Raw genomic sequence first — 26,065 nt, 5'->3', positions numbered from 1 at the left:
CTCAGCCTGACTGAGCACGGGTGAGGCATCGAAAATCGTTGTGAGCTGTCTTGGGCTCGGATGAGACCTAAGGAATCTGAGCAGCGCCTGGGCACTACGGTGCACCAATTGGTGCCTCGTGCTATGCCCGACTTTTGGGCAAGTTGGTGTTTCAAGGAGGGTCGATCACCGTTCAGCGGTTCACCTGCTTCGATCCGCTTGGCGAAATGGCACGCCACGTTCTGAGATTGGGATCGGCGACCACTGTCGACCGGTTTGGACATCCGTGTCATGTCTTCAGTATTGTACAGGTTTATTTGGTTGCCCTGTTCCATAATTATTAACGGTATCTAGTTAAAGAAAAGAAGGAAATCAAGTTCTACTGCGGCTAACTTCGAAATCAAAGCTGATGCTAGGAATATGCGTCTCTTCAAGTAAGGAGAGTGGAATTACAAGGTACGGAGAATTCCATGTGACTAAGAACGCTAAAAATGGACAGGTTATGTAGTGGTTAGAAGTTTGACTTTTTTATGTTTTGTTCGTTAATGGATGCAGCAAAACATCTACCTGCCGCATTGACCCAGATGAAGAGAGAAAAGATATGTGTATTATTGAGAAGTTGCCAACTGTATAGGGGGAGAATCAATGAGGATTAAGCAGGTACGAATCAAGAATTTCAGAACTCTACAGGATGTAACTATAAATGTAGAGCATGATGTCACTACCTTTATAGGCCCAAATGGATCAGGTAAATCTACATTCTTGTACGCACTGGATTGGTTTTTTAATGCCCCTAGTAGTAATTGCTTATGTAGCGACGACTGCTTTGCTGCCAATGTTCAAGAACCGATAGAAGTAGGTGTCACTTTTTCTGAACTTGACGAGCGCGACCACAAGGTTCTGGGTAAATACGCACCTGACGGAGCATCACAATGCACAATCTGGAAGCGTAGAAGCATAGAGGGGAGAGAGTATTTATCTGGGAACACCAAAAGGTATCGCCCATTTGAGAGTGTGAGGAGTGCCGCAAGCGCAGCAGATACACGAAAAGCCTATGAGGAGATACGCAAGTCGTGTCCAGAATTTGAATCGGAACTCTCCTCAGTAAATTCCGCAGCAGCTGCAAAAGAAGCTTTAGTGGCTTGGGAATCTGAGCACATAGACGAGCTTGAGGATATGGAAACTACCATTGAAACCAACTTCTTTGGATTCAATGGCACTGGAAAAATGAGCGATTTATTTAACTTTGTTTTTGTTGGAGCCGATTTAAGGGCTGCGGAAGAAACGGAGGATAACAAGTCTACTACAATAGGGAAAATACTTGAGCGCTCGATTGATCGCACCGCTGTAGATGAGCAGATTCAAGCAATAATTGCTAAGGCGGAAAAGGAAGAAGAAGAAATATATAACGAGGGAGTTGGCGAACAGCTTCAACGTCTTTCGACCAAGTTAACAGAAAAAGTTTCATCTTTTTCATATGGCAAAGAAGTGACCGTAGAAAATAATAGAGGCGAAATAAAACCAACGAAAACTACTTTTGGTATTCGTATAGATGATTGCAGTATGCAAACTAATGTAGTGCACCAGGGACATGGATTTCAAAGGACTTTGCTAATTTCAGCTTTAAGTGTGCTGGCAGAGTCAAAGCAAGTTGATACGCAAAGCACAATCTGTTTAGCAATCGAGGAGCCCGAGCTCTACCAATGCCCGATTCAGGCGAGATTATTTGCGAAGATAATACGAGAGCTTGCTTCTGATGAGAAGAGGAGAATACAAGTTATTTATGTAACTCATAGTCCTACTTTCATCGAAGCAGGTCATTTCTCTCAGATCAGGCGCTTCTCCAGAGATTCAAGAGGCAACGTTACTGTTGCTGCGTCTAATTTGGGACGCATCAAACAGCGGATTGCTGGTGTCCTCGACCCAGAGAAAGTACAAAGACAACTTGACGCAAAAATAACAGGAGATCTTGCTGAGGCACTTTTTGACAATAAAGTTCTTCTTGTTGAGGGAACCACTGAGGTTGCTGTTTTAAGTGGAATCGCTGATCGTGAAAACGGCACAGGAGCATTAGAATCCCGCAGTATTGGTATTATCTCGTCACGAGGGAAAATGAAGTTACCTATCGACTACAGTATTCTCACTGAGCTCGGTATAGAAACATTCGCTATGGTAGATTCAGATGCTGGTTTCATGAACAGACTGGACAAAAACTTGTCCGATGAAGAGAAGAAGAAGCATAAGACAGAACATATAAATTCGAATCATTTGATCGAGCGTTTCTTCGGCCTCAATGAGGAGGACTTTCCCTCTGGCTTATTTGATGGTAACAAAATAGCGTTTGTCCCGGATACGTTAGAATCATTCCTTGCTAAAGAGTGGCCAGACTGGCAGAGAGAAACAGCCTCTTGGGAAGCAGCTAACGGTATTAAACTCATAAAGAACCAAGAGAGTTATCGAGAGGTTACAAGTAAAATATCAAGCGAACCACCTCAACTGTTTCGGCAAGTTCTTGACATGTTGCTCAAGCAGTAATCCGTAGTGGCGTCAATTGGCCAATGCAAAACATGTTGGCCAGTTATTTGGCTGTTGACCCTTGTGCGCTAGAACGTGCCAATTGATGCCAGCCTAATCGACACGGTTGCAGTGCTCGCGCCAAGTGATTGGAGCGATCCCGGTTTCTCTGGTGAAAGCCGCGCTGAATGAACTGGGACGCGTATATCCGACCCGCCTGCCAATCCGGGCAATGTCTTCCGTGGTTGATGAGAGAAGGAGGCGGGCCTGGTCCATTCTTTGCTCTCTGATGTACCTGGCCAGACTTGTGCCGGTCTGACGTCTGAAGGTGAGGCATAAACGTGTGCGTCCCACATACAGGGATTGGGCTATCTGATCGATGGAGAGGTCGCCGCCCAGATGGGATTTGATGTGGGTTTTGATCTGCTGGACCAGGTCTCGGTCGTGTGATGATTCGTGGCTCTGCTCAGGCGCGGAGGAAACCTGGGCCAACATTGCCATGAGGAGGTCGATGTGTGCTTTGATGAGAAACTCCGTCTGGCCCGGCCTTCCGGGGGACAACTTTGACATGGCGGTTAAAGCGGCCAGGGCAATATCGGATGGCCAGGGTTGGCAGAAGGCGTCAAAGAGTCCCTTGACCTGGCCAGGCCATTGGTTTTCCAACTCCATGAAATAGTCGGGCAGGATGCAGATGCTTCGGGTCCGCGAGCGGGAGCCTGCCGGCATACGGTTGGTGACCGAGCCCGCCTGTTGGACCAGGGAGACCATATTGTCCTCCTGCAACGTACACGGTTGCACCTCGTAAGGAACGGGGTTGGCTGCAGGGCTTTCATCCAAGATCAGGCAGGCGTAGTCGGTCATGGCGTACTCGCTGAAATCCATCTCGCGCAGGAAAGTGATGTCGTGCCATATGATCAGGCAATAAGGACCCACCGGATTGGCTTGGAATCTTCCCCGACAGATGTCGCCATCGACATGTCCTTCCAGTCCACCCGACCGGTGATGGAGTTCCATGCCAAGTTGCTCCACCTGGGGGCGGTACAGGGTCTGTATCTCACGGGATTCGGAGTCTATCGCGTGGTCTGTCATTGCGCACCTGGTTTCATCCTGCCGGCTTTGTGCCGATTTCGGCAGACTTTCGTTTTCGTTCGCACCTTTTATGGATTCATCCGTCGCTCTGTGACGGTCTTCCGGGCATTGACTTCTCAGATTACGTTCGATGGCAACGGACGGCAAGGGTTTTGAATGCAAATCAGGAGGAAAGGGATGACCACAGACCAGGTGGATTCGGTAAGCAAGCCGAATCCTACAGAAGATAAAGCACAGGGTGGGGGAGGCCGGCCTGGACAGGAGAGGTCGCATGGGCGTAGTTCCCTAATGCGGCTGCTTGATTTCGCTTGCCCTCGTAAGGTGTTCTCTTATCTTGGCTGTGGTCTGTCCGCCCTCTCCACGATTGCCGGACTTGGACCCTACATCTGCATATGGCTGGCGGTAAAAGACCTCCTCGCCGTAGCGCCGAAGTGGTCCCAGGCTAAGGGAATTGCCATATACGGATGGGCCGGATTGGGGTTTGCGGCGGCTTCCGTCATTCTGTACTGTGCAGGACTGTTGATGACGCATCTGGCAGCTTTTCGGAGTGTCTCCAACATGCGTAAAGAGGCTCTAAGCCACCTGATGAGCCTGCCTCTGGGGTATCTCGACCTCCATGCTTCAGGCGAGTTGCGTCGCACCATTGATGGCTCGGCGGGCGATACCGAGAATCTGCTTGCCCATATACTCCCTGATGCAGCCGGCTCCTTCGCCATGATTCTGGGTATGCCGATACTGATGTTGATTTTCGACTGGCGTATGGGCCTGGCCTGTCTCTTCCCCATCCTGATTGCCCTGGTCTGCATCCGTGTCATGATGAACGATCAGGGACAGTCCTTTATGAAGGAATACCAGGATGCCCTGGTGCGAATGTCCAAGACGGGAACCGAATATGTCCGTGGCATTCCGGTGGTCAAGGTCTTCCAGCAAACGGTTTATTCCTTCAAGGCCTTCCATGAGGCCATTGAGCATTACAGCAGAATAGCCGGGAACTATGCCATGAAAATCTGTCACCTGCCTCAGACCATTCAGATGACGGCCCTGAACGGGACTGTGGTTTTCCTTGTTCCTGTAGCCATCCTGCTGGCTCCAGGGCAGAGTGACTTTACCTCTTACCTGACCGATTTCGCCTTCTATGCCGTCTTCTCGGGCATGGTTCCCACGGCCATGACCCGTCTGCAGTTCTCCAGTGAGTCCTTCAGCAAGGCTGACGATGCCTTGGACAGAATCACCGGCGTGCTCAGTATTGATCCCCTGACGGTAGCTGCCCAACCGAAACACCCGAAGTCGGCGGATGTGTCTCTGGATCAGGCGTCATATACCTATCCGGGTGCCAATCGTCCGGCACTGGACCGGATTGACTTCAAGGTGCCGGAGGGTGGGATGGTGGCCCTGGTCGGTCCCTCGGGAGGAGGAAAATCGACCTGTGCCAGCCTGGTGCCGCGCTTTTGGGATGTGGATTCCGGCAGGGTCGCCGTGGGTGGTATTGATGTCAGGTCCATCGATCCCCACGATCTGATGGGGCAGGTCGCCTTCGTTTTCCAGACCAACAGGCTCTTTTCGACGACCATCCTGGAGAACGTCCGCGCAGCCAGACCGGAAGCCACTCCTGAGCAGGTCATGGATGCGTTGAGAGCGGCTCAGTGCATGGACATTGTCGACAAGCTTCCTGATGGGCTTAACACCATGTTCGGTTCAAATGGAACCTACCTTTCCGGGGGAGAGGTCCAGCGTGTGGCCCTGGCCAGGGCGATCCTCAAGGAGTCTCCCATTGTGGTCCTGGATGAGGCGACTGCTTTTGCCGATCCCGAGAACGAGGTCCTGATACAGAAGGCGCTGACCAAGCTGACCCGGGTTGAAGGAGGCCGACGGCGAACCGTTCTCATGATTGCCCACCGTCTGTCGACTGTGGCGCATGTCGATCGAATCCTGGTGCTGGATGGGGGCCGCCTGGTTGAGCAGGGCACTCATAACCAGCTGCTTGATGCGCAGGGTACCTATGCCCGTCTCTGGTCTGATTACGAGCGGGCGGTCTCCTGGAAGGTCGACAACTCTTCGAAGGCTGTCGACAAAGCGGATCAAAATCCCGCAGGCTTCACTGTGGTTGAGGATCGCACCGTTCCCGGTACAGAGCCATTCGCTGCGGACTCGTCGACCGGTGATTCCGCCATCCAGAGGGAAGGAGGTGAGGCATAAGTGCTCGCCTCATTCAAGAAGAAGTACGCACTGTCCGACCAAGGTATGAAGATCGTGGTTCTGGGAACGCTGTGGACCACGCTGACCAATCTGATCATCATGGCGGGAACGGCCTTCCTTCTGCTGGTCATGAAGGTTTTTGTTGAGCACCTGACAGCAGGGGCGCCCCTGCCGGGGATCTTGCCCTACCTGGCTGGTCTCCTGGCTTTTGCCTTGGTTCTCTTCGGCTCCTCCTGGTTTCAATACAGTTATTCCTATGGCGCGGTCTTCAGCCAGACCGGAACGCAGCGGATTGACCTGGCCGAGAGACTGCGCAAACTGCCGCTCTCCTTTTTCGGGCGGCGTGACCTGGCTGATCTGACCGATACCATTCTGGGTGATGTGGCCACCATGGAGCATGCCTACGCCCATGCCTTGAGCCAGCTCTATGGTGCGGTCGTCTCATCCGTCCTGATATTCCTGTCCCTTCTGCCCATCAATTGGGCTCTTGACCTGGCTGCCTTCTGGAGTGTGCCAGTGGCCTTCGCTATCATCTTTGCCACTCGTGGATTCGTTGAAGCTTCGTCACGGCGCACGAGGCAGGCCCAGGTTCGGGTCAGTGATGGCATTCAGGAGGCGCTTGACTGCGTTCGGGAGATTCACGCCACCAACCAGGAGGAGAGGTATCTGGGCAGGCTCTTCTCGATCATCGATGACACCGAAGCCACCACAGTCCGAACCGAGATGACCAATGGCCTCATATTGAACTCCGCCATGGTGGTTTTGAGGTTGGGTGTGGCAACGACCTTCCTGGTGGCTGCCGGGTTAATCATTGAGGGCAGGATTGACTTCATGGTCATGTTCCTCTTTCTCCTGATGGTCTCACGGATCTATTCCCCGTTTGATCAGGCGCTGATGCTGGTTTCGGAGCTCTTCCAGTCCCAGGGTGCGGCACGGCGGATTCGTTCCATCACTGAGGAACCTGTGGCCGAGGGGAGTGCGGAATTCCGCCCCAATGGGCACGATATCGTCTTCGACCACGTTGCTTTTTCCTATCCTGCGCTTGCGGGTAAGGCGGTAGGCGAGCCGGTTCTTGAAGATGTGAGTTTCACCGCCCGGGAGGGGGAGGTCACGGCCCTGGTCGGCCCTTCGGGTTCCGGGAAATCGACCTGTGCTCGGCTGGCGGCTCGCTTCTGGGATGCTGCTGCAGGCTCCATCACCGTAGGAGGAGTGGATGTGAGCCAAGTGGATCCGGAGGTTCTTCTGCGCGACTATGCCGTGGTCTTCCAAGACGTGATGCTCTTTGATGACACGGTCATGGGCAATATACGGATGGGTCGGAACGGTGCTACTGATGAGGAGGTGTTGGCTGCAGCCAGGGCCGCCAACTGCGACCAGTTCGTCTCGTGCCTGCTACAGGGGTACCAGACGATGATTGGTGAAAACGGCTCCAGACTTTCCGGGGGCGAGCGGCAACGAATCTCTATTGCCAGAGCCATCCTCAAGAATGCACCGATTGTCTTGCTTGACGAGGCTACCGCCTCCCTGGATGTAGAGAACGAGACACAGGTGCAGGAAGCCTTGTCGCAACTGCTGGTGGGGAAGACCGTCATGGTCATTGCTCACCGGATGCGTACCGTCGAGCAGGCCGACAAGATTGTGGTTCTGGGCCATGGGTGCGTGGTCGAGCAAGGCTCCCCGCAGGAGCTCATGGCCGCAGATGGTGAATTTGCGCGGATGGTTCGTTTGCAGGGGGCGAGCGCAGACTGGTCCTTGTAGAGGGGGCTTGGATCGACTCTTGGCATCGCCAAACGGCAGAGAAGGACAACACTACATCATAGGCAGTCAGATTATTTCCGAACAAACTGAGGAACTAGTGGCTGAATGCGAGATTTCATTCCAAAATTGATTGTTCCTAAGGCTGTTCCGAGTAAGCTTGAACTGTTTACATTTATGTTGCTGACTTTATCAACGCACAGTATAAAGTTTTAATTTATAAGTTTTAATGTAAGCTCACATGCTTCACAAGGAGGTGGCTTTACAAAGAGAATTGGATCTGACTGAGCCTCTTCTGCCGCTCGAAACAAGCCATGAAATTTGATCAGCATCATCAAAGGTAAGTTTCGCTGGACAATCAAGCAGCTCGGACATGTCGAAATTAGCCTGGTGGCGTCTGCGAAAGGTGGCACGGTGAGACGCTTTATGGATAGATCGATACTGAGGCTCAACAATCGCCTTGAGTTGGTCTTTCTGTATTTGGGCTGCTTTCTATTGGCTGGGTTTTTCGTGTATTTGAAACACCAGGCGGATGATTCGGAAGTGTTGATGAGTTACATCAAATTCATGATCGAAAAACGGCGCGCTTTCGTTCTGGGGTTTTCTGCGTTTGTGTTGGTGTTTCTTTATCAATTGGTGACAAAAGCCGGAACTGAGGTCAGATGCCGGGTCCTAGTGGGAGATACGTTGAGGCAGATAAAACTCAGGTATCTTGTCGAATGCCTGATATTGCTCGGCATTTCTTTCTTGCTTTCGACTGTGGTCCATCTGCTGTTGGGCTTCGAGATAGTCGATAGCTTCTATGTGCTCCTGGCTCTGGCCGCATACGTACTGTTGAGCGCTGTGTTCTTGGGGGCAAGATGAAGGTTTTCCGCTTCTTTCTGACTCGTGTATTTCTCAGGAAACCAATCTTTGCCATAGGTGCACTGATCTTGTTCTTGATGGCCAACTACATGGCATTCCTGACAGCTCATAGTGTCTTGTCCACGCGTGAGGGATACCAGCAAATGGCGCATTTTGACAAGGAGGGAACATTCGTAGCGAACCTGGATCCGGATTCAGATTTTGGTAACAAGGACATCTCAAAAGCATCGATTCAGAAAGTCTACGATCGTCTGGACAGCCGATATCACTACGCGCTCTATACGGACGGAATGATGACCAATCTGGCCAATGGTCGCGGGGTTAAGGTTCCGGTGAGTTATATGAATCAGCGATATAACGACCTGGATGGGTTTCCCATTGCTCAAGGAAGCGGGTTGACGTTTGATTACAGCCTGGTGCGGAACGATGCCATTCCCGTGTTGGTGGGCGAGGGACTGGCCGACGACTATCCGCTTGGCACGCAATTCAAGATGCATGACCCTGCCCTGCTGCGAGAAGTAAGGGTGAAGGTCGTCGGTGTCATCGCCAAGAATTCGGTGCGTTCAAACTTCTACGCGCTTAATTCGAAGAAGTACTACAATTTTTCAGTAGTTGTGCCCGTAACCACGGCTTTCATCAAACAGGCTGATGTCAGTTTTAATATCAACGCGCTCAACGATCTCGTTCTATCCGATACCGATCGTGCGGACGTGTCCGAATTGGGCGATTACATCGACAAGACGATTGGGGCCAAGTTCAACCTTTACAGTTATCAGGACAACATTGACTATTACAACGAATATTTGTTCTCTTCTTTGCGTTTTCTGACCGTGGCTTCCGGCCTACTGCTTATTCTCATCGTTTTACTGTCTGTCTGGAGTGCACTGATCAGTGTGCGGGTAATGATGCGTGATTTCACAATCAACCTCATGGTGGGGCTGAGCTATGGCAGACTTCGTCGGCTTTTCTACGCATATTATGCGGGTCTTTCCTTAATTGCATTGCTTGCTGTTTTCGCCATGGCAGCTTATTCGCGGCATAGCTACTGGCGAAAGAAAGATGCATTCTTAATGACCTATGGCTTGTGTGGAATGATCAGGATGGACTGGCTGGCCTTACTTGTCGCGTCGCTGTTCGATTTTCTTCTGGTTGCTATGCTCGCTCAATTGACCACCTGGAGGCTCAGGCGTGTTCCTATCTCATTGGGGGTGCTGCAATAATGGACAAGGTCATCGATCTCAACCTGGATTATAAAACATACAGGAAGGGCTCATCTTCAGTCACTCTTCTTGAACATTTCTCGCTGACAGTCACCGAGGGCGAGAAGGTCGCAATCGTTGGAGAGTCTGGCGTTGGCAAGAGCACATTGCTGAACATCCTCGGTCTGCTCGATACACGCTATGAAGGCTCTTACAGGCTGCTGGGCAGATCCGCGCGCACGCTGTCCGACCTCGAATCGGCCGCATGGAGAAACGAGAAAATTGGATTCGTCCTGCAGGAATCAGCACTTATCAGCTCCTTGAGCATAGAGGACAACATCAGGCTGCCCCTGCTTTACGCGCGGACACCGCGCAAGGGGGATTCTCGAAGATTCGACCAGGTGGTGGACTCTTTAGGCATCGGGTCGATACTGAGCAAAAAACCGCTTGAATGCTCCGGAGGGGAAAAATCAAGAGCAGTCTTCGCACGGGCCATCATTATGAACCCCGAGGTTGTTCTTGCCGATGAGCCCACTGCCTCACTCGATTCGGAGAACCGGTCGAGGATCATCGCCCTGCTCTTTGCCCTGAACCGCGATTCGGGATCCACAATCGTCACCGTTACCCATGATGCCTCACTGGCTGACCAACATGATCGAATCATCAAACTTCAATGAAAGGACTAGAGCATGGGTTTCTGGATTATGGTATTCGAGGCTTTGCTCGGGCTGGTGCTTCTAATTCTGGGAGTCGTTCGGGGCAAGAATGACAAGCGCTGGTTTGCGCTGTGCATATTGGGCGTAGCATGCCTGGCGTTCGCCGTTTGGCTTGCCATATGAGCAGCCGGTGAAACAATAAGACTCACATTATGGCGACCGTACAGATCCTTGTCATAGTAGGCGCATCAGTATTGCCCAATCTGCTTCCGCTCAGGGATGTTGGTCTAGTTTTGTTGTGTCCTTATTGGGCATGGTCATGTTCCTTTATATGCATGTATAACAGTTGAACTGTCAAAATGAGTCGTAAGTTATCTATACAGCAAGCCGTAAAAGGGTTGGAGGGCCGAACTAGGTTATCTGTCCATGTCTGGGTCTGCAACACCATACTCCGTTGATTTGATTCGACTCGTCCAAGCTACCCTCATCGCCCGGGCGATTTCTTCAGATATGAATCTGGCCTTGCCGTCAGCCGGGCGGCGGGGGCCGCTATCATGAGAGCCGGAACAGGATCGAGCGGGTCCTTCTGATCGGGGCCCGATGAAGGAATGCATACATGGCGGATATGGTTGACAATCACAATGACGACGAAGGCCCGGACCTGGGCAGGACCTACCACAGCGGTCCGGTCATCATGCGCGGGCCCATGATTCCCGAGGCGGACGCCAATGCTGGGTTGCTCTCGTCGGGTGGCGATACGGACTGGCTGCACATGGATCCTTGGCGGGTGCTGCGCATCCAGGCTGAGTTCGTCGACGGGTTCGGTGCGCTGGCGGAGCTGGGTCCGGCGGCAGCGATCTTTGGGTCAGCGCGGACCGGCAGGGATGATCCCACCTATGCGGCTGCACGCAAGATGGGCGGCGACCTGGCCAAGGCCGGTATGGCGGTCATCACCGGGGGAGGGCCAGGCATCATGGAGGCAGCCAACAAGGGCGCAGCTGAGGTCGGCGGCAAGTCCGTCGGTCTGGGCATCGAATTGCCCATGGAGCAGGGACTGAACCGCTGGGTGAATCTGGGTATCACCTTCCGCTACTTCTTCGTACGCAAGATGATGTTCATGAAATACTCCTCGGGCATCATCGTCTGCCCCGGTGGGTTCGGCACCCTGGATGAGATGTTCGAGGTACTGACCCTGGTCCAAACCCATAAGGCACCCAGCATGCCCATCGTCCTCTTCGACAGGGCCTACTGGCAGGGGCTCTTCGATTGGATCTCGGACACGGTGAAGCAGCGGGGCATGATTTCTGATCTGGACCCCGATCTGGTCATCCGCACTGATGATCCTGATGAGGCTGTCGAAGCCATCCTACGACACCGTGCCTGAATAGTAGGTGGGCGGCAGTCAGCGGGCCCGGGTGGCCATGATCATGCCCGTGCCGATGGGCAGCAGGCAGGATTCCCAGGCATTGTCTTTGCTTATCGCCTCCATGATGGTCCGTAGGGTGGTCGTTTTGGCGGATCTGTTGGCCGGGTTAAGCACGCCGCCCTTGTCCGGGTCGTCCAGCAGATCGAAGGCATCCGTGAAGATCAGCTGTCCCCGGTCCTTGAGCAGACGTGGGGCCTGGTCCATGACCTGTTGGTAGTTGTCACCATTGCCCGAGACGACGATAAGGTCGTAGTCGCTGGGGTTGAGCCTGGGGAAATAGGTCCTTGCAGCCGCGTTGACCGCCCGCAGCCTCATGCCTGGATGGGCTTTCTCCATCCCTGCGAATATTTTTTTGACTAGAGAGGTGCCTTGGGCTGTGGAGTCTACGGCCGTGAACTGACCATGGCCATGCAGGCCTGTCATCAGGCGCAGGGCTTCGACCACGGAGCCGTTGCCGACCAGGATGATGGATGCCGGAGCGTTCCGGCCGGCCAAGAACTGCAGAAAGGCGCCTTGAGACCGGGAACACTGGGCGAATCCGGCCTCCGAAGCCTTGTCTCGCAAGGCCTGCAACTTGTCGGATTCGACGTTCAGAGCGCTTGCCTCGGCGAATTCCCATCCTCTGGCGATGTTGTTGTACGAGGTTTTGTCCATGCTAACCATGGTAACGACTAGAGGGCACAAGCTTGTCGCCTGCTCACGCGGGCCTGTGTATGCATGAGTTTGGCTACTCCTTGACGGCTTCGACCAGCTTCCACATCTCTTCGCCTACGTCGATCCCTCTGGGGCAGGGTCGGGTGCAGGCCCGTATGGACTGGCATGCCTGGATTCCGTCCACCTGGTCAATGGCCTCAAGGCGTTCCTGCCGATGACTGTCGCGGGAATCGTTGATGAATCGAGCCGCTGCTATCATGGCCGCCGGGCCGGCAAAGGCCTCACCGCCCGCGTAAATAGGACATGCCCCCTGGCAGAGCCCGCAGGCGATGCAGGTGCTGAGCAGCTCGTACCGGGCCAGCTCTTCTGGAGTTTGCCGGTATTCTGACGCTGGTTCTGCGCTAGCTGCCTTTGCCTGGCCTGCTTGGCTGCTATCAGCAGAGGAATCATCATGGAGCAGATAAGGCTTGAAGCGTCGAATCTGTTCAAACATGGCATCGGTGTCCACTATCAAGTCTCTGAGCGGGGTGAAGCCGGGAAGCGGGCGAATCTCCACTGCTGAAGATTCTGCATAGCTTGATGTTTCAGTAGGGTGTGGTGTGTCAGTATGGCTTGTAGCTGCTGTAACGGTTGCGATTTCCGTAGGATTTGTAGCCGAGAAGTCTGTGGCCGTCGAGTCTGAGACCGAATCCGAATGCGATGGTGACGGGGATATGGCCCTTTTGGGGGTCGCTGTGCCGGTGCGACGGAAGGCTGGAGGCTGTTGATCCTGCGAATTCCCAGTAGCTATACCGGGGGAGGTGTATGCGTTCGGTATGGTCTTGGATACAGACAGGCAGTCGGCAATGGTGGCTGTGCAGAGCAGATCCGGACGGCCGTTGATGAGCACAGCGTCCGATCCGCACATGCCGTGTCCACAGGAGTACCGGAAGTTCAGTGTGGGATCCACCTCTCGCTTGATCTGCAGAAGGGCATCCAGAACGGTGCGCTGTGGGGCAATGCGGATCGTGTACTCCTGAGTCCAACGACGGCCTCGAGCCCGTCGGCTGCCTGCTGTGGCGAAAGGGTTACTTTTGGCGAATGGGTTGGTTCGTGCCGGACGCTCTGATTGGGGTCGTGGGGTGAAACGGGCTATTCGGAAGGTCACTGGACGAGGATCGCGGTCCGGTGTTGATGCCTGTGACCCGACTGAGCCGGTGGACTGTAATGTCACGGTTGCTCCTGTCCTTGCTCGGGTAATGGTCCGATGCCCACTGATATGCGCGGAATCCATCCTAATCCCCGACTGACCAGGATAGGTGTCGTGCCGGTGCCTGTCTGAACAGATTCGGCTCAGTGTCCATCATCAGGGTCCATCAGTAGTTGCGGCCCTTGGGAGGCATGTCGACGATATGAACAGGCTGCCAGGAGACGTTTTCATTAGCATCGATCATGGTGTGAGCCAGGTAGTGTTCGTCATCGCGTTGCGGATAGTCGCTGCGATACAAAGCGCCGCGGGATTCCTGACGCTGCAGACTGGCGTTCAGCACGGCTCGGGCCACTGTCAGCAGGTTGTCCACCTCCATGATGGCAGTCACCTCCTGGTTGAGCACTGCCGTACCACTGTGTGCCCGTAGCTGTCTCGCATCAGCATCCAGTTGATTCAGACCGCGCAAACCCTTTTCGATGCTGCTCTGGTTGCATCGGACGGCAACGGCCTCCTCCATCAGCCGTCCCAGTCGGCCCATCAGTGCGTAGGGATTGTTGCTCGGACTGGTATCGTCACCAGGGTCGGGTTCTCCGCTTTGGCTATCAGCCAATGCTGGTTCCGAGGGGTCGGCTTTACTTGCGCCAGCCAGCAACTCGTCCATGAAGGCCTGACGCTTTTGCAGAGCTTGTGTGAGCGGAGATGTGTCGGTCCTGTCATTTGGCTCATCGGCTTTGGATATTCCAGCGGCGATAGTCTGTCCGGTTCTGGTACCAAAGAGGCAGGCATCCAGCAGGGAGTTGCCGCCCAGTCGGTTGGCCCCATGAACGCTGACACAGGAGCATTCCCCGGCGGCGAACAGTCCGTCGACTATTCGACGGCGTCCATCCTGCCAGCGATAGACGCGGCCGCGATCGGTGATGGGGATGCCTCCCATGGTGTAGTGGGCGGTGGGCTTGACCGGAACCATGTCCACAGTGGGATCCAGGTGGGCGTAGAGATGGATGGTCTCGGTGACCTGGGGGAGCAGGGCGGTCATGCGCTGGCCGTCAATGCCGGTCATGTCCAGCCAGACGCAATCATGAGGCCCGTCCGGGTCCGATGGATCGGCCACCCCGCGACCTGCATCAATCTCGGCCATTATGGAACGGCTGACCACATCCCTGGCGGCCAGGTCGCCATGTCCCGGCGCGTAGTCCTGCATGAAAGCCTTGCTCTGACTGTTCCTGAGCACGCCGCCTTCTGCGCGGGAGGCTTCTGACAGAAGGATGCCGGTGTGGCCCAGGCCGGTGGGATGAAATTGGATGAACTCTATATCCTCCAGCTGCAGGCCGGCCTGCAGGGCGAGCGCCATGCCATCGCCGGTCAGGTCCCAGGAGTTGGAGGTCGTATGGAAGAGTCGGCCGGCCCCGCCCGTGCACAGGACGATATTGTCGGCTTGGATGGCCTGCAGCTTGCCGGCATGGGTGTCCAGGACGATCAGTCCACGGGCCTGGCCGCCGGTTTTCTCATCAGTGGGCGGGTCGACGACCAGATCGGTCACATACCATTCCTCGGCGAACTCGACTCCATAACGCAGGCACTGCTGCCAAAGGGCGTGGAGGATCTGGTGGCCGATACGGTCGGCTGCATAGGCTGCTCTCCTGACTGGATGCCCGCCATAATCAGCGGTATGACCGCCGAACTTCCGCTGGGCGATGTGCCCGTCTTCAGTTCTTGAGAAGGCCACTCCGTCATGCTCTAATTCGATGACGATGTTCGGCGCCTGCTCGGCCAGAATCCGCACGGCATCCTGGTCGGCCAGCCAGTCGCCGCCCTTGACGGTGTCGTAGTAGTGCCAATGCCAGTCGTCCTTCTCCTGGTTGCCCAGACTGGCCGCAATGCCGCCCTCCGCCGATCCGGTGTGGGATCGCAGGGGCTGCAGCTTGGAGACAACCAGGACCTTTGGCGACGAGCTGTTTTCGCTCTGTTTGCCCTCTAAAGCTCTGTACAGTCCCAGAGCCGTTGACAACCCGGCCGCTCCGGCTCCGACGATGACGGCATCATAGCGGTTTCTGACCTTCTGCGGATTCATACCATCGATACTGTCACGACCTATTGATACCGGCAGTCCTACCAGTGCATGTCTGCTTGCGTGGGCAGAATAGGTTTTATGACCGAGCTTTCCTTCTCCCAGCAGGTTTATCAGGTCGTCAGGCGGATCCCTCGCGGCAAGGTGGCCACCTATGGTCAGGTCGCCTCCCTGACTGGTCATCCCCGTAACGCCAGGTTCGTGGGGTATGCACTTCATGACAATCCTGAACCTGGAGTGATTCCCTGTCATCGTGTGGTCTTCCGCGATGGTTCTCTGGCCCCGGGTTTCGCCTTTGGCGGTCCTGAACGTCAGCGTCAGCTGCTGGAGGATGAGGGTGTTCATTTTGTTCCTCCTCGTAGTGATGAATCTGCTGGTGCAGATGGTTGGGTGGTTGATTTGGATCGCTGTCGCTGGAAGGCCTGATTCTTCGGATCTTCAGCTACGACGCATCCGTCCTGCAGCCTGATTAGGCCACGAATCTCCAGGGACCCCAGCAGTTGCATCAGCTGCCTGACTGAGAGCTCATGCCCCTGATCTGCTAGCTCAGCGCGAAGCTGCCCAGTCATTGGCGGACCTCCCCGACGCTGGTAGGTGCGGATAGCTGCCAAAACGGTTGCCTCTCCCTCGGCTAGATGATTGTCGTCGGTTTTTCCACATTCACGGTCCTTATCTGGGTTTGATGGTGGGGTTGAAGGAGGCTCTTTATTCTGAGAGCGGTTCGAAAGCCCACCTCTATCTGTCCAGGACTGTTTGAGTGTGATCGGCAGCGGTTGATTGCTATGGATGGTTTGGATCGGATGGTCGGAGTCAAGCGGTCTTGTGCGCTGTATGGGCTGTCTACTTGCTTGGTGCTCATGATTTTCGGTGGTTTTGACTGAGCCGCTGGCTCCTTGTTGAACAGACCTTCCAGGGTGGATAGGTGCATGGGCGGGATGGCAGATCTCTTGGATGTCGGATGCCGACAGGAGCAACTCCGCCTTGCCCTCATGGATAAGCCGGTTGCAGCCGGTGTTTTCCGGCTGGTCGATTCTGCCGGGGGCAGCCAGCACACGACGGCCCAATTCCACGCCCCAGTTGGCTGTATTCAGTGCGCCTGATCGGTGCCGTGCCTGTGCTACTACGATATCGGAGGCCAGGGCTGCAATGATTCGGTTGCGCAGCAGGAACCGACGCGCCTCGGGGATGGTGTCAGGGGGCAGCTCGCTGATCAGTGCGCCGCCATCTGTTTCAATGTTCTCGAACAGACGGCTGTTGCGTTTGGGCCCCATATGTCGCAGGCCTCCGGCAAAAACGGCTATTGTGCGTCCGCCGCCGGCGGCCAGGGCTCCCCAGTGGGCTGCGGCGTCCGTGCCCATGGCTCCGCCGGAGACGACCAGGTGGCCTTGGCTGGCGGCCTGTCTGGCGATCTGGTGGGCGATGGACCGGCCATACTCGTCGCAGGTCCTGGACCCGACCACGGCCAAGGGTTGGTCACAGCAGATCAATGCTTCAGGATCGCCACGTCCCCATAGACAGAGGGGAGGGGCCCAGTCGGATCGGCGTGCCAGGTCATCCACCTGGCCTGGCCAGCAGGAATCACCTGGGGTCATCACCCAGAATTGGCCTCCACCAGTCATCATGGTCCGTACTTGGCCAGTGTCCATGGCCAGCAAGGGTGTCAGGCGTCTTCGCCAGGAGTTGCTGATCTTGTGGAACCGGGTGAGGTCTTCAGGCCTTGTTTGTCGTCCCCACCGAGCCGTCCCCTTCAGAAAGCGTTCGTCTAGTCTAGAGCGAGCAGCATCATGAGAGCCGTCGTCATCCGGCTGATTCGGCGCTTCAAGTTCGATCAGGTTCCGGCACAAGTCGGCCGCCTGGGCCGAGCCCAGAAGACAGGCAATCATAAAAGCATCGGGGCCGTCTGCCGCCAGAGTCAGCACAGCCCTGGCAAGCCAGTCGCTTTCGACCATGGTCATCGGTCGCGGCTGGCCGTCGGGCATGGTTCTCATCAAGGGGTCGGCCATCTCAGACGGCCCTTGTCCTGAGCAGGATGCCGGTGGTCACATCGTCGGCACCGGGGCTGGCTCGTCCGTCCAGGTCCGCCAAAGTCCATGCCAGGCGCATGGTCCTGTCGGCCCCGCGCAGACTGATCCGTTGCTTGCGCAGGGCCTGATCCACGACCGAACGAGCCTTGGCTGATGTGTTCTGGCGCAGCCATTCGCCGCTGATCTGGGCGTTGCAGGTCCAGCCTTCCTTGTGAAAACGCTCTTTTGCTGCCTGGCGGGCGCGGGTCACACGCTGACGGATCTGGGCGCTGCGCTGACGTGGACGGTGGTCATCGAATCCCGGGTCGGTCACTGGAGGAACTGTGGTCTGTATGTCGATGCGGTCCATAATGGGGCCTGACAGCCTGTTCCAGTAGCGGAGGCGCTCGCGGGGCGTGCAGGTGCAGCGCTCGCCGGTTCCGTATCCGTATCCGCAGGGGCAGGGGTTGGCGGCCATGACCAGCTGGAAACGAGCCGGGAAGGTGGTGCTGCCCTTGGCCCGGGACAGGAAGATACGTCCGATCTCCAAGGGCTCACGCAGGGATTGGATCACCCTTGGGGAGAATTCCGGTGCCTCATCCATGAAGAGGACGCCGCGATGAGCGCGGGTGATGGCTCCAGGCGTGGCCAGTCCTGCGCCGCCCCCGACCATGGCCGCCATGGAGATCGTATGATGAGGGGCCTCGAATGGTGGCACATCGGTGATCCCATACTGGCTCAGCGTGCCGCACAGGGATCGGATGGAGGCCACTTCCAGCTGTTGAACAGCGTCCAAGGCAGGCATGATGCTGGGAAGCCGTTCAGCCAGCATGCTTTTGCCGGCTCCTGGAGGGCCGACCATGAGCATGTGGTGACCGCCGGCTGCAGCAACCATCATGGCCCACTTGGTCTCCTCCTGGCCGATCACGTCAGCCATGTCCGGCTTGGGTGGAGCTGGGTCGGAATTGGCGGGGGGATTGACTTCATGACCTGAGTTCATGTGGTGCACGCTCGCTACGGGGGTCGATTTGTCAGAGTCTTGGCGAGTGTCTGCTTCGGGGATGGCGATCCTGCTTCGCCCACCCAAGGCCTGGATGAGCTGGCCCAGGTGGCGCAGTCCCACGACCTCGATATCGGGAACCAGACGGGCCTCGTCAAGGTTGTCTGCAGGGACGAAAGCCCGTGTGATTCCCTGGGCTCTGGCCTGCGTCAGAATGGGCAGCAGGCCATTGATGGGCAGAATCGTGCCGTCCAGGTTGAGTTCGCCCAGGATGACCGTATGATTCAGGCCTTCCGTTGGCAATGCTCCGCCGGCCTCGAGGACACTGGTCGCAATGGCCAGATCGTGTGAGGAGCCATGCTTGGGCTTTGAAGCGGGGGACATGTTGACGGTGACCCTGGTCTGCGGCCACCGGAATCCGCAGGCAGAGCAGGCGGATTTGACCCGTTCTCGCGACTCCGACAAGGAGGCATCCGGCAGGCCGATGATGGAGAAGTAGGGCAGACCTGGGGAGATGAAGGACTGCACGTGGATGAGAAAGGCCTTGAGGCCTATCAATCCCACGGATTCAGCGGATCCAAGACGCATCAGAAAGCCTCCCTGGTGTGTCTGAGGAAGACTGATCCCGGATTCCATCCGCCTCTGCTCGAATGGTTGGATCCCTTGACGGCCTTGGCGGAAGTCTGACAGGAAGCCGGGGGATAAGCACCCTCGGAATGCGTGCTTCTGCCAGGGTCGGATTTGACTGACAGGCTGATGACATCGAAACGTGTGCCACGATGCCGTGCGCCGGGATCTCGGTCATGGCTGATCAGCCATTGGACTGCAGCGCGACGAAGGTGGGTCTGCTTGCGCGGGCCGACGGCCAGCTCTGGGGATCCGAACCGACCGGTGCGTCTGGTTTTGACCTCTACAAAGACCAGAGTCGCCTCGGGATCCAGGGCGATGATGTCCAGCTCGCCGAACCGGCTTCGCCAATTCCGAGCCAGGATTTTCCAGTTTCGTTCCCGCAGCCACTGGCAGGCGTAGTCCTCACCTAATCGTCCCAGTTCTCGGCTGTTTATGCCACTGGCTCTGATCTGTCGTTCAATATCTGCCAGATCTATGCCGATAGATTCATGGTTGCCTGGATCTGATGTATTTGTCCAAGATTGGATGGTTTCTGGATCATCAGCAGATCTTTTAAAACCGGGGAGGGCGCTTATGGGCTGTGCGATCGATGAGTCTGCGATTATAGCGTCGGCATCAGTTCCGTCGTTCCTGTTGCTGGTGAGTGTGTGGTGATTGGTTGGTCTGGTCAGAGCTTGTGTGTTCATGTTTCTAGAAGACCACCGGAAGGAAGTTGGCGACTAGTCGAACCAGGCATGTGGTCGAATGAGCCTGTGATAGCGAGAAAGTGGATGAACGAGTGGATTTCCGATGCTGATCTTGTATCGATTGCGCTCATCCCGGTATCAGTAGGGGCGGCGAAGGTAAAAGATGAAAAATATTGAAACAGAGGTGAAATCCCAAACGAGAGAAACCGGAAACCAAGAAAATGGAAAACCAAGAAAATAGAAGGCCGAGGAAACCAAAAGCAGCTCAAGGAGCAAAGAATAAGTGTGGGACGCGGAGCAACACGCTGATAAAGAGTCAGCGAACATGACAAAAAGAGCCTGTGAGGGTCTTCATTGTCGTCCTGTATCAGGAAGAGGGAATCAGAGATTCAAAGAGATCAAAAGACAAGGAGGTGCAGCTGATGATTTTCTAAGTAGCACCTTCCGATTTCCACTTGCAGAATCGTCTTATGACCTATATAGCTGATAGGTTAGCTAGCGATTGAATTTCTGATTGATGAGGAGCTTTGATTGAAGCGGACTAAATGGATGTGACGCAGATTCCGAGAAACCACATCACATCCATATCGGGTTTGCTGATCTAGTCCGAGTAATCAGGCCGCAGTGACCACATTCATGTCGGCACGGGCGATGGCCTGGTCGAAGTCCCTGGTGCCCTTGAAGACCTCCTGGGTCCAGGGGTTGATGTGCTGACGGCGCGCACGGACCAGGATGTAGCCCAGCGCGAGCACGTTGGCGACCAGGGAGAGGATGGAGACCGTCAGGTTGACCCCGGCCTTGTTGACCGACTGGGTTGAGAAGACCGAGTAGTCCTGGAACATGGGCAGGACCTGAGCGAACATGCACCATATGGCCAGGGTGTTGGCCCGGTTCTGGATCCAGCCTCCCTTGTTCCAAAGTAAATTGGCGAAGGTGGGCGCCAGGAGGAGGGCCAGGCCGCAGTACCAGGCGTGGTTGGGCAGGCAGTTGTAGGTGTAGCAGAAGTTCCATAGGTCATAGGAGATGATGAAGACCCAGGTCATGTCGGGCCAGAGCATGTCGCGACGGTCCTTGGAGGCGTAGATGCCGAAGATTCCGGTCATGCAGAAGATGTTGATCAGGCCCGCCACCCCGTTGAAGATGTTGTGCCAGCCGCCCATCAGGGTGATGCCCTCGGTGGACACCCAGGTTCCGCCCCATCCGCGGAAGGCGGATTCGAAGTCGGAGACCACGGCGATGAGGATGTTGATGGCGACGATGATGAAGGGGAAGCACTTGAACCAGTGGGATTTGCCGATCTTGCCCCATCCATACTTGAGGGCCATGAAGCCGATGCAGCCGGCGGTGGCGGCATAGAGCTTGGCATAGTGGAACCAGCTGGTCATGTGGACGTAGGTTGGGTTATGAAGCGCCCAATCGGCCCCGAAGGCCGCCGATACGTAGATGGTCAGGAAGTACGCGGTCAGAGCGGCGGGAATGGCCAGGAAGCAGATGATGCCTCCAGTCTTGCTCCGCCTGGCGACCTCGTTGAGGCCGATCAGGCATGCGAAGACCAGGATCCAGCCCAACCATTGGTAGGGGGCGTTGGCTCCGTAGACTTGGAACAACATGACGATGTCCTTTCTTCTGTTCTGTGTCAGGTGTTCGTTGGTTTGTTTCTTGGCAGCGGATGTCGGGAAGGACGCCGTCGCCTTACAGGTAGGGCTCCAGGTGGAGCGTTTGGGCGGCCATGAGGATGAAGGTTTCGTCGCTGGTGTCCGGCTGCACCCTAAGGAGAGTGATGAACCCGGAAATCAGGACGATCAGCATTTCGCGCACATGGTCAATGGGCAATTGATTCCGGTGGTGCCTGGCGAAATCCTGAACCGCCGTCCGGCAGAAGTAGTCGGCTATGGCCTTGGAGACCTGGTCCACGAATCGCGTGTAGAGCCCTCCGTTGCCCGAGTGGATCATCTGCTGTCGGAGTGGGCTGTTGTCGGCGATGACCGATCGGGCCACCTGTACGACGGTCTCCAGGGCTCCCTTGACATCACCGGGTGTCCGCTTCCTGTTCCATTCCTCCATCCGGGCCAGGACCTGGTTGACGGACTTGTCTACCATGGCCTGGGCCAAGGTCTCCTTGTCGGGGAAGTAGTGGTAGAAGAGGGACCTGGTCATCCCCACTTGCTTGGCGATGTCCTTGATGGTGATGTGGGAGAATCCCTTGTTCCTGCAGATATCGATCACAGCCTGGACGATTTCGTCGCTTTTCCTGGACCTCTTGCCCGATGATCGCTGAGCGAAGCCTGACTCGTCTTCTGTAGCTGATGCCTGCATGGTTGCTTCCCGTCCTTCCGGAGTCTGCTGATTCCAGAAACTGAACTTTGACACTTTGTCAACATTGACGACTCAAGTATAAAACCGACTTTGACAAAGTGTCAATTTCACTTGGATGCCTAATTTCTAGGCAACTACCGGGATTCGCCCCATGCTGGGGGTGGGGGGAATATAAGAAGACCCCGAAGCGGAGAATGCTCCGGGGTCCTAGGGAAACCTGTGGTCAGTTCATCTATTGATCTATGATGCGATGACCATAGGTGCAGGCGACCGCCTTACCTGACCAATCCGGTCAGCAGGCCCAGATCCAGCTCGAAGCTGACCCCGCGCTGCTGATAATCGGGCTGATTGCGTGTGTGCTGCATGGCCGAGCGGACGAATTCGCCGGCGATTCGGGCGGCATCGGCCAGGCCTCGTCCTGCAAAGAGCGCCCCGCAGAGGCTGGAGGCGAAGGCATCGCCTGTTCCGTGGATCATGAAGGGCAGCTTGTCGTGGACCAGTTCGGTGCGCTCGCTGACTCCGCCATGATCTGCCGAGGCCACGAAGTTGCGCAGCTTGCCATCCTTCCGGTCGATGCCTTTGATGATGACGTTTTTCGCGCCCATGTCCAGCAGGCGGCCCAGACGCTCACCAACCTGGGCATCGTCAAGGTCCTGGCCTTCGTAGTCGATGCCGGTCAGCAGACTGACCTCGGTCAGGTTGGGCATGAGCAGGTCGGCACCATCGACCAGGTTGGTCACGGCCCGGCACATTTCCTCGGTGTAGGTGGGGTACATGGATCCGCCGTCGCCCATGACCGGGTCGACCAGCCGCAGGGCCTTGGGGTATTCCCGATACATGCGCTGAATGATGTCGACCTGTTCGGCGCTGCCCAGGAACCCGCTGTAGATCCCGTCCAGCTCGACACCCTCCTTCTGCCAGGCATCCAGGTATCCCGGCAGCATCTCGGTGGTGTCGTGGAAGGTGTAGTCCTTGAACATGGTATGCGCGCTGAACAGGGCCGTGGGCACCGGGCAAACGTCGCATCCGGCAGCAGAAAGGATGGGGATGGCGGCCGTCAGCGAGCACTTGCCATACCCGCACATGTCATGCACAGCGGCGACTCGGGGGATGTACTTGCTGTCGCGCTGGTAGAGCCTGTTTTGATCGTCCGTCTGTCCGGCCATCTTTTGAACTCCTTCATGCCTGCTGAGGCTGTTCGCAGCGGAGCCTTCTCCGTTGCTTACCCGACTCTACAGCGAAGGGGTTAAACGGGTACCTCCGCGTGTGCAATGTCGAGACGGAAAAGGCCCGCTTTCAACCTTTTGGAAGCTGTTATAAAAAAGGACGATACCGAAAAGTCCATTCTGGCTTGAACAGAGGGGCTTGTGCCGCTTATGGTCACATTCAAGAACTTGGAAGAGGACGCACGTCACCAACAGATAGGAATCGACATGACCGACCAGAACCCGCACAAGTACCATTTCGAGACGCTTCAGCTCCACGTGGGCCAGGAGCAGGCCGACCCCGCCACTGATTCCCGGGCCGTGCCCATCTACGCCACCACCAGCTACGTCTTCCACGACTTCGACCATGCCGAGGCCCGGTTCGCCTTGAAGGACCCGGGCAACATCTACGGTCGTCTGACCAACTCCACCCAGGGGGTCTTCGAGGACAGGATCGCCGCCCTGGAGAACGGTACCGCCGGTTTGGCCGTGGCCTCGGGAGCAGCCGCCGTGGAGTATGCCTTCCGGAACATCACCCAGACCGGGGACCATATCGTGTCATCCAAGAACATCTACGGAGGAACCTTCAACCTCCTCAAGCACACCCTGCCCCGCGATGGTGTCGAGACCACTTTCGTGGATCCTTCGGACCCGTCCAACTTCGAGTCGGCCATCCAGGAGAACACCAAGCTGGTCTTCTTCGAGACCTTCGGCAACCCCAACGCCGACCTGCCCGACTTCGAAGCCATCTCCAAGATCGCCCATGCCCATAACCTGCCGGTGATTGTCGACAACACCTTCGCCACTCCTTACCTGTTCCGGCCGCTGGAGCACGGGGCTGACATCGTCGTGGAATCGGCCACCAAGTTCATCGGCGGCCATGGCACCACCCTGGGCGGGGTCGTCGTGGAAGGGGGACAGTTCGACTGGGCGGCAGTGCCCGGCAAGTTCCCCACCTTGACCGAACCCGACCCCAGCTACCATGGTCTGCGCTTCTACCAGGATCTGGGGGCTGCGGCCTTCGTCACCCGTATCCGCGCCATCCTCCTGCGTGACACCGGCGCCGTCATCTCGCCCTTTGCAGCCTTCCTCCTCCTGCAAGGGACCGAGACGCTCTCGTTGAGGGTTGAGCGCCACGTTGAGAACGCCCTGAAGGTGGTGGACTACCTGCAGACCGTGCCGGAGGTGGAGTCGGTCAGCCATCCGGCCATCGAGGGCCGCCCCGATCACGAGCTCTACGAGCGCTACTTCCCGAACGGTGCCGGCTCCATCTTCACCTTCGATCTGAAGGGCGGCAAGGATGCGGCCAGGGTCTTCATCAACAACCTGCATCTCTTCTCCCTCCTGGCCAACGTGGCTGACGTGAAGTCGCTGGCCATCCACCCGGCATCGACCACCCACTCACAGGAGACGCCGGAGGAGCTGGAGGATCAGGCCATCCATCCGGGTACCATCAGGCTCTCCATTGGCACGGAGAACATCGAGGACATTCTGGATGACCTCAAGGGTGCCTTCCAGGCATTGAAGGAATCCGGTCTGGCCAAGTAGCCGGCAATCATACTTCCTTCCTGGTCCCGTATATGCGTGATATATGACCAAGAAGGCGAAGAAGCAGAAGGTGCCTGTCGATACCTCATTACGTTTCGATGGGCACCTTTGCATATGTCCTATCCTCACCTCTCCCCAGTGGCAGGAAGCACGTGACAGGTGAAGCGGAAATATTGCGGTGGGTAAGATGGGGGCATGAAACATGGAGCAAAGACGAGGTCGTCTTCTGATTCTTCGTCCGGTTCGGGGAAATCGAGGCAGATCGCCCAGGTGGCCATCAAGGCCAAGGGACTGACCAAGGACTATGGGAGTGGGGAGAACCTGGTCCATGCCCTGCGGGGTGTGGATGTCGAATTCGAACGGGGCAGGTTTACGGTCATCATGGGTCCCTCCGGGTCGGGCAAGTCCACCCTCATGCATACCTTGGCCGGCTTGGACACCGTTACCTCCGGACATGTCTACCTGAACGGGACCGATGCCGTCGGGGTGAAGGGCAGGCGGGCCCACCGTCAAGGAGGGCGGAGGGGCGTGGTCGACCTGACCAAGCTCAATGACAATCAGCTGACCCTCTTGAGGCGCCAGAGCCTGGGCTTCATTTTCCAGAGCTTCAACCTCCTGCCCATGTTTACGGCCAAGCAGAATATCCTCATGCCTCTGATTCTGGATGGGGCTAAGCCAGACACAGCCTGGCTGGAGGTTTTGGCCAAGACCCTGGGCCTGGAGGAAAGACTGAGCCATCGGCCCAGTGAGCTCTCAGGTGGTCAGCAGCAGCGTGTGGCCATCGCCAGGGCCCTCATCGCCAAGCCTTCCATTGTCTTTGCGGACGAGCCTACGGGAAACCTGGACACGGCCTCATCGACCGAAGTGCTCAGCTTCCTGCGGGATTCGGTCCGCGAGCTGGGGCAGACCATCATCATGGTCACTCATGATGTCTTTGCGGCCTCATTTGCCGACCGGGCTTTGGTATTTGCGGATGGGCGGATCGTGGCAGACCAGGACAGACCCACTGTGGATTCCATGAACTCCCTGCTCTCCGAGGAAGTCATGGCCTCCGCAGCTACAGCTGGCTCAGCTGCTCATCGCTGAGG

General features: G+C 56.2%; 21 protein-coding genes. 11 read left to right on the top strand and 10 right to left on the bottom strand.

Annotation, left to right across the window (positions count from 1 at the left end):
• The first annotated feature begins 624 nt into the window (after positions 1–624).
• Positions 625–2,514, top strand: coding sequence for an ATP-dependent nuclease (locus GKC41_RS00455; RefSeq protein WP_154312454.1), 1,890 nt, complete (start codon positions 625–627; stop codon positions 2,512–2,514).
• Positions 2,515–2,607: 93 nt separating this feature from the next.
• Here GKC41_RS00455 and GKC41_RS00450 read toward each other — a convergent pair whose 3' ends face one another.
• Positions 2,608–3,582 (bottom strand): helix-turn-helix domain-containing protein, encoded by a 975-nt coding sequence (locus tag GKC41_RS00450; protein ID WP_195760106.1) that lies wholly within the window; start codon positions 3,580–3,582, stop codon positions 2,608–2,610.
• 156 nt (positions 3,583–3,738) lie between these two features.
• Here GKC41_RS00450 and GKC41_RS00445 point away from each other — a divergent pair, with 156 nt between their 5' ends.
• The 7 genes from GKC41_RS00445 (at position 3,739) to GKC41_RS00415 (ending at position 11,636) form a co-directional block, all read left to right on the top strand.
• Complete coding sequence (locus GKC41_RS00445) at positions 3,739–5,778, top strand: ABC transporter ATP-binding protein (protein WP_324611985.1); 2,040 nt, start codon at positions 3,739–3,741, stop codon at positions 5,776–5,778.
• Complete coding sequence (locus GKC41_RS00440; protein ID WP_029678446.1) at positions 5,779–7,536, top strand: ABC transporter ATP-binding protein; 1,758 nt, start codon at positions 5,779–5,781, stop codon at positions 7,534–7,536.
• Positions 7,537–7,854: 318 nt separating this feature from the next.
• Positions 7,855–8,397 (top strand): hypothetical protein, encoded by a 543-nt coding sequence (locus GKC41_RS00435; protein ID WP_029678447.1) that lies wholly within the window; start codon positions 7,855–7,857, stop codon positions 8,395–8,397.
• 77 nt (positions 8,398–8,474) lie between these two features.
• Positions 8,475–9,617 carry an ABC transporter permease gene (locus GKC41_RS00430; RefSeq protein WP_229281535.1) on the top strand — a complete coding sequence of 381 codons (1,143 nt, stop codon included), beginning with the start codon at positions 8,475–8,477 and terminating at the stop codon, positions 9,615–9,617.
• A complete protein-coding gene (locus GKC41_RS00425; protein WP_154312450.1) occupies positions 9,617–10,273 on the top strand; it encodes an ABC transporter ATP-binding protein in 657 nt (218 codons plus the stop codon). The genes GKC41_RS00430 and GKC41_RS00425 overlap by 1 nt, the downstream gene beginning before the upstream one ends.
• A gap of 12 nt (positions 10,274–10,285) precedes the next feature.
• A complete protein-coding gene (locus GKC41_RS00420; protein WP_154312449.1) occupies positions 10,286–10,435 on the top strand; it encodes a hypothetical protein in 150 nt (49 codons plus the stop codon).
• 433 nt (positions 10,436–10,868) lie between these two features.
• The gene (locus tag GKC41_RS00415) at positions 10,869–11,636 is read left to right on the top strand and encodes a TIGR00730 family Rossman fold protein (protein ID WP_029678452.1); all 768 of its coding nucleotides are present in this window, start codon (positions 10,869–10,871) and stop codon (positions 11,634–11,636) included.
• A gap of 18 nt (positions 11,637–11,654) precedes the next feature.
• On the opposite strand, the gene GKC41_RS00410 is transcribed toward GKC41_RS00415, so the two are convergent.
• From GKC41_RS00410 to GKC41_RS00400, 3 genes are all read right to left on the bottom strand, one after another.
• Positions 11,655–12,332: an O-methyltransferase gene (locus GKC41_RS00410; RefSeq protein ID WP_195760105.1), complete on the bottom strand. Its 678-nt coding sequence runs from the start codon at positions 12,330–12,332 to the stop codon at positions 11,655–11,657.
• 73 nt (positions 12,333–12,405) lie between these two features.
• The gene (locus GKC41_RS00405; protein WP_324612024.1) at positions 12,406–13,479 is read right to left on the bottom strand and encodes a succinate dehydrogenase/fumarate reductase iron-sulfur subunit; all 1,074 of its coding nucleotides are present in this window, start codon (positions 13,477–13,479) and stop codon (positions 12,406–12,408) included.
• A 208-nt stretch (positions 13,480–13,687) separates the two neighbouring features.
• Positions 13,688–15,592 (bottom strand): FAD-dependent oxidoreductase, encoded by a 1,905-nt coding sequence (locus GKC41_RS00400; protein WP_154312446.1) that lies wholly within the window; start codon positions 15,590–15,592, stop codon positions 13,688–13,690.
• 78 nt (positions 15,593–15,670) lie between these two features.
• Between GKC41_RS00400 and GKC41_RS00395 the strand changes: the two genes are divergently transcribed.
• The gene (locus GKC41_RS00395) at positions 15,671–16,015 is read left to right on the top strand and encodes an MGMT family protein (protein ID WP_082067705.1); all 345 of its coding nucleotides are present in this window, start codon (positions 15,671–15,673) and stop codon (positions 16,013–16,015) included.
• On the opposite strand, the gene GKC41_RS00390 is transcribed toward GKC41_RS00395, so the two are convergent.
• From GKC41_RS00390 to GKC41_RS00365, 6 genes are all read right to left on the bottom strand, one after another.
• Positions 15,931–17,592 (bottom strand): DNA-processing protein DprA, encoded by a 1,662-nt coding sequence (locus GKC41_RS00390; protein WP_154312445.1) that lies wholly within the window; start codon positions 17,590–17,592, stop codon positions 15,931–15,933. The genes GKC41_RS00395 and GKC41_RS00390 overlap by 85 nt on opposite strands.
• Before the next feature lies 1 nt (position 17,593).
• Positions 17,594–19,180, bottom strand: a complete 1,587-nt coding sequence (locus GKC41_RS00385; protein ID WP_154312444.1) for a YifB family Mg chelatase-like AAA ATPase — start codon at positions 19,178–19,180, stop codon at positions 17,594–17,596.
• Positions 19,180–19,908 carry a YraN family protein gene (locus GKC41_RS00380; protein WP_154312443.1) on the bottom strand — a complete coding sequence of 243 codons (729 nt, stop codon included), beginning with the start codon at positions 19,906–19,908 and terminating at the stop codon, positions 19,180–19,182. Before GKC41_RS00380 ends, GKC41_RS00385 begins: the two co-directional genes overlap by 1 nt.
• Positions 19,909–20,522: 614 nt before the next feature.
• On the bottom strand, positions 20,523–21,518 hold the full coding sequence (locus GKC41_RS00375; protein ID WP_154312442.1) for a DUF5692 family protein: 996 nt from the start codon (positions 21,516–21,518) through the stop codon (positions 20,523–20,525).
• An 82-nt stretch (positions 21,519–21,600) separates the two neighbouring features.
• Positions 21,601–22,224, bottom strand: a complete 624-nt coding sequence (locus GKC41_RS00370; RefSeq protein WP_154312441.1) for a TetR/AcrR family transcriptional regulator — start codon at positions 22,222–22,224, stop codon at positions 21,601–21,603.
• Positions 22,225–22,499: 275 nt separating this feature from the next.
• Positions 22,500–23,390 (bottom strand): pyridoxamine kinase, encoded by an 891-nt coding sequence (locus GKC41_RS00365; RefSeq protein ID WP_154312440.1) that lies wholly within the window; start codon positions 23,388–23,390, stop codon positions 22,500–22,502.
• A gap of 267 nt (positions 23,391–23,657) precedes the next feature.
• Here GKC41_RS00365 and GKC41_RS00360 point away from each other — a divergent pair, with 267 nt between their 5' ends.
• Both GKC41_RS00360 and GKC41_RS00355 read left to right on the top strand, forming a co-directional pair.
• Positions 23,658–24,977, top strand: coding sequence for an O-acetylhomoserine aminocarboxypropyltransferase/cysteine synthase family protein (locus tag GKC41_RS00360; protein ID WP_154313033.1), 1,320 nt, complete (start codon positions 23,658–23,660; stop codon positions 24,975–24,977).
• Positions 24,978–25,172: 195 nt separating this feature from the next.
• Positions 25,173–26,063, top strand: a complete 891-nt coding sequence (locus GKC41_RS00355; RefSeq protein WP_229281534.1) for an ABC transporter ATP-binding protein — start codon at positions 25,173–25,175, stop codon at positions 26,061–26,063.
• Positions 26,064–26,065: the final 2 nt, after the last annotated feature.

The organism is Bifidobacterium asteroides, from assembly GCF_009683175.1.
Classification (GTDB): Bacteria; Actinomycetota; Actinomycetes; order Actinomycetales; family Bifidobacteriaceae; genus Bombiscardovia; species Bombiscardovia asteroides_H.
The sequence above is the reverse complement of the archived record's forward strand: the minus strand, read 5'-3'. Positions and strand labels throughout refer to the sequence as shown.

Bases quoted from the DNA above. Each gene is read 5' to 3' on its own strand.
- GKC41_RS00400 (WP_154312446.1), bottom strand. From the start codon at position 15,592: ATGAATCCGCAGAAGGTCAGAAACCGCTATGATGCCGTCATCGTCGGA.
- GKC41_RS00410 (WP_195760105.1), bottom strand. From the start codon at position 12,332: ATGGACAAAACCTCGTACAACAACATCGCCAGAGGATGGGAATTCGCC.
- GKC41_RS00390 (WP_154312445.1), bottom strand. From the start codon at position 17,592: ATGGCCGACCCCTTGATGAGAACCATGCCCGACGGCCAGCCGCGACCG.
- GKC41_RS00430 (WP_229281535.1), top strand. From the start codon at position 8,475: ATGGCCAACTACATGGCATTCCTGACAGCTCATAGTGTCTTGTCCACG.
- GKC41_RS00395 (WP_082067705.1), top strand. From the start codon at position 15,671: ATGACCGAGCTTTCCTTCTCCCAGCAGGTTTATCAGGTCGTCAGGCGG.
- GKC41_RS00420 (WP_154312449.1), top strand. From the start codon at position 10,286: ATGGGTTTCTGGATTATGGTATTCGAGGCTTTGCTCGGGCTGGTGCTT.
- GKC41_RS00360 (WP_154313033.1), top strand. From the start codon at position 23,658: ATGACCGACCAGAACCCGCACAAGTACCATTTCGAGACGCTTCAGCTC.
- GKC41_RS00415 (WP_029678452.1), top strand. From the start codon at position 10,869: ATGGCGGATATGGTTGACAATCACAATGACGACGAAGGCCCGGACCTG.
- GKC41_RS00450 (WP_195760106.1), bottom strand. From the start codon at position 3,582: ATGACAGACCACGCGATAGACTCCGAATCCCGTGAGATACAGACCCTG.
- GKC41_RS00445 (WP_324611985.1), top strand. From the start codon at position 3,739: ATGCAAATCAGGAGGAAAGGGATGACCACAGACCAGGTGGATTCGGTA.
- GKC41_RS00365 (WP_154312440.1), bottom strand. From the start codon at position 23,390: ATGGCCGGACAGACGGACGATCAAAACAGGCTCTACCAGCGCGACAGC.
- GKC41_RS00385 (WP_154312444.1), bottom strand. From the start codon at position 19,180: ATGCGTCTTGGATCCGCTGAATCCGTGGGATTGATAGGCCTCAAGGCC.
- GKC41_RS00375 (WP_154312442.1), bottom strand. From the start codon at position 21,518: ATGTTGTTCCAAGTCTACGGAGCCAACGCCCCCTACCAATGGTTGGGC.
- GKC41_RS00425 (WP_154312450.1), top strand. From the start codon at position 9,617: ATGGACAAGGTCATCGATCTCAACCTGGATTATAAAACATACAGGAAG.
- GKC41_RS00370 (WP_154312441.1), bottom strand. From the start codon at position 22,224: ATGCAGGCATCAGCTACAGAAGACGAGTCAGGCTTCGCTCAGCGATCA.
- GKC41_RS00355 (WP_229281534.1), top strand. From the start codon at position 25,173: ATGAAACATGGAGCAAAGACGAGGTCGTCTTCTGATTCTTCGTCCGGT.
- GKC41_RS00380 (WP_154312443.1), bottom strand. From the start codon at position 19,908: ATGAACACACAAGCTCTGACCAGACCAACCAATCACCACACACTCACC.
- GKC41_RS00455 (WP_154312454.1), top strand. From the start codon at position 625: ATGAGGATTAAGCAGGTACGAATCAAGAATTTCAGAACTCTACAGGAT.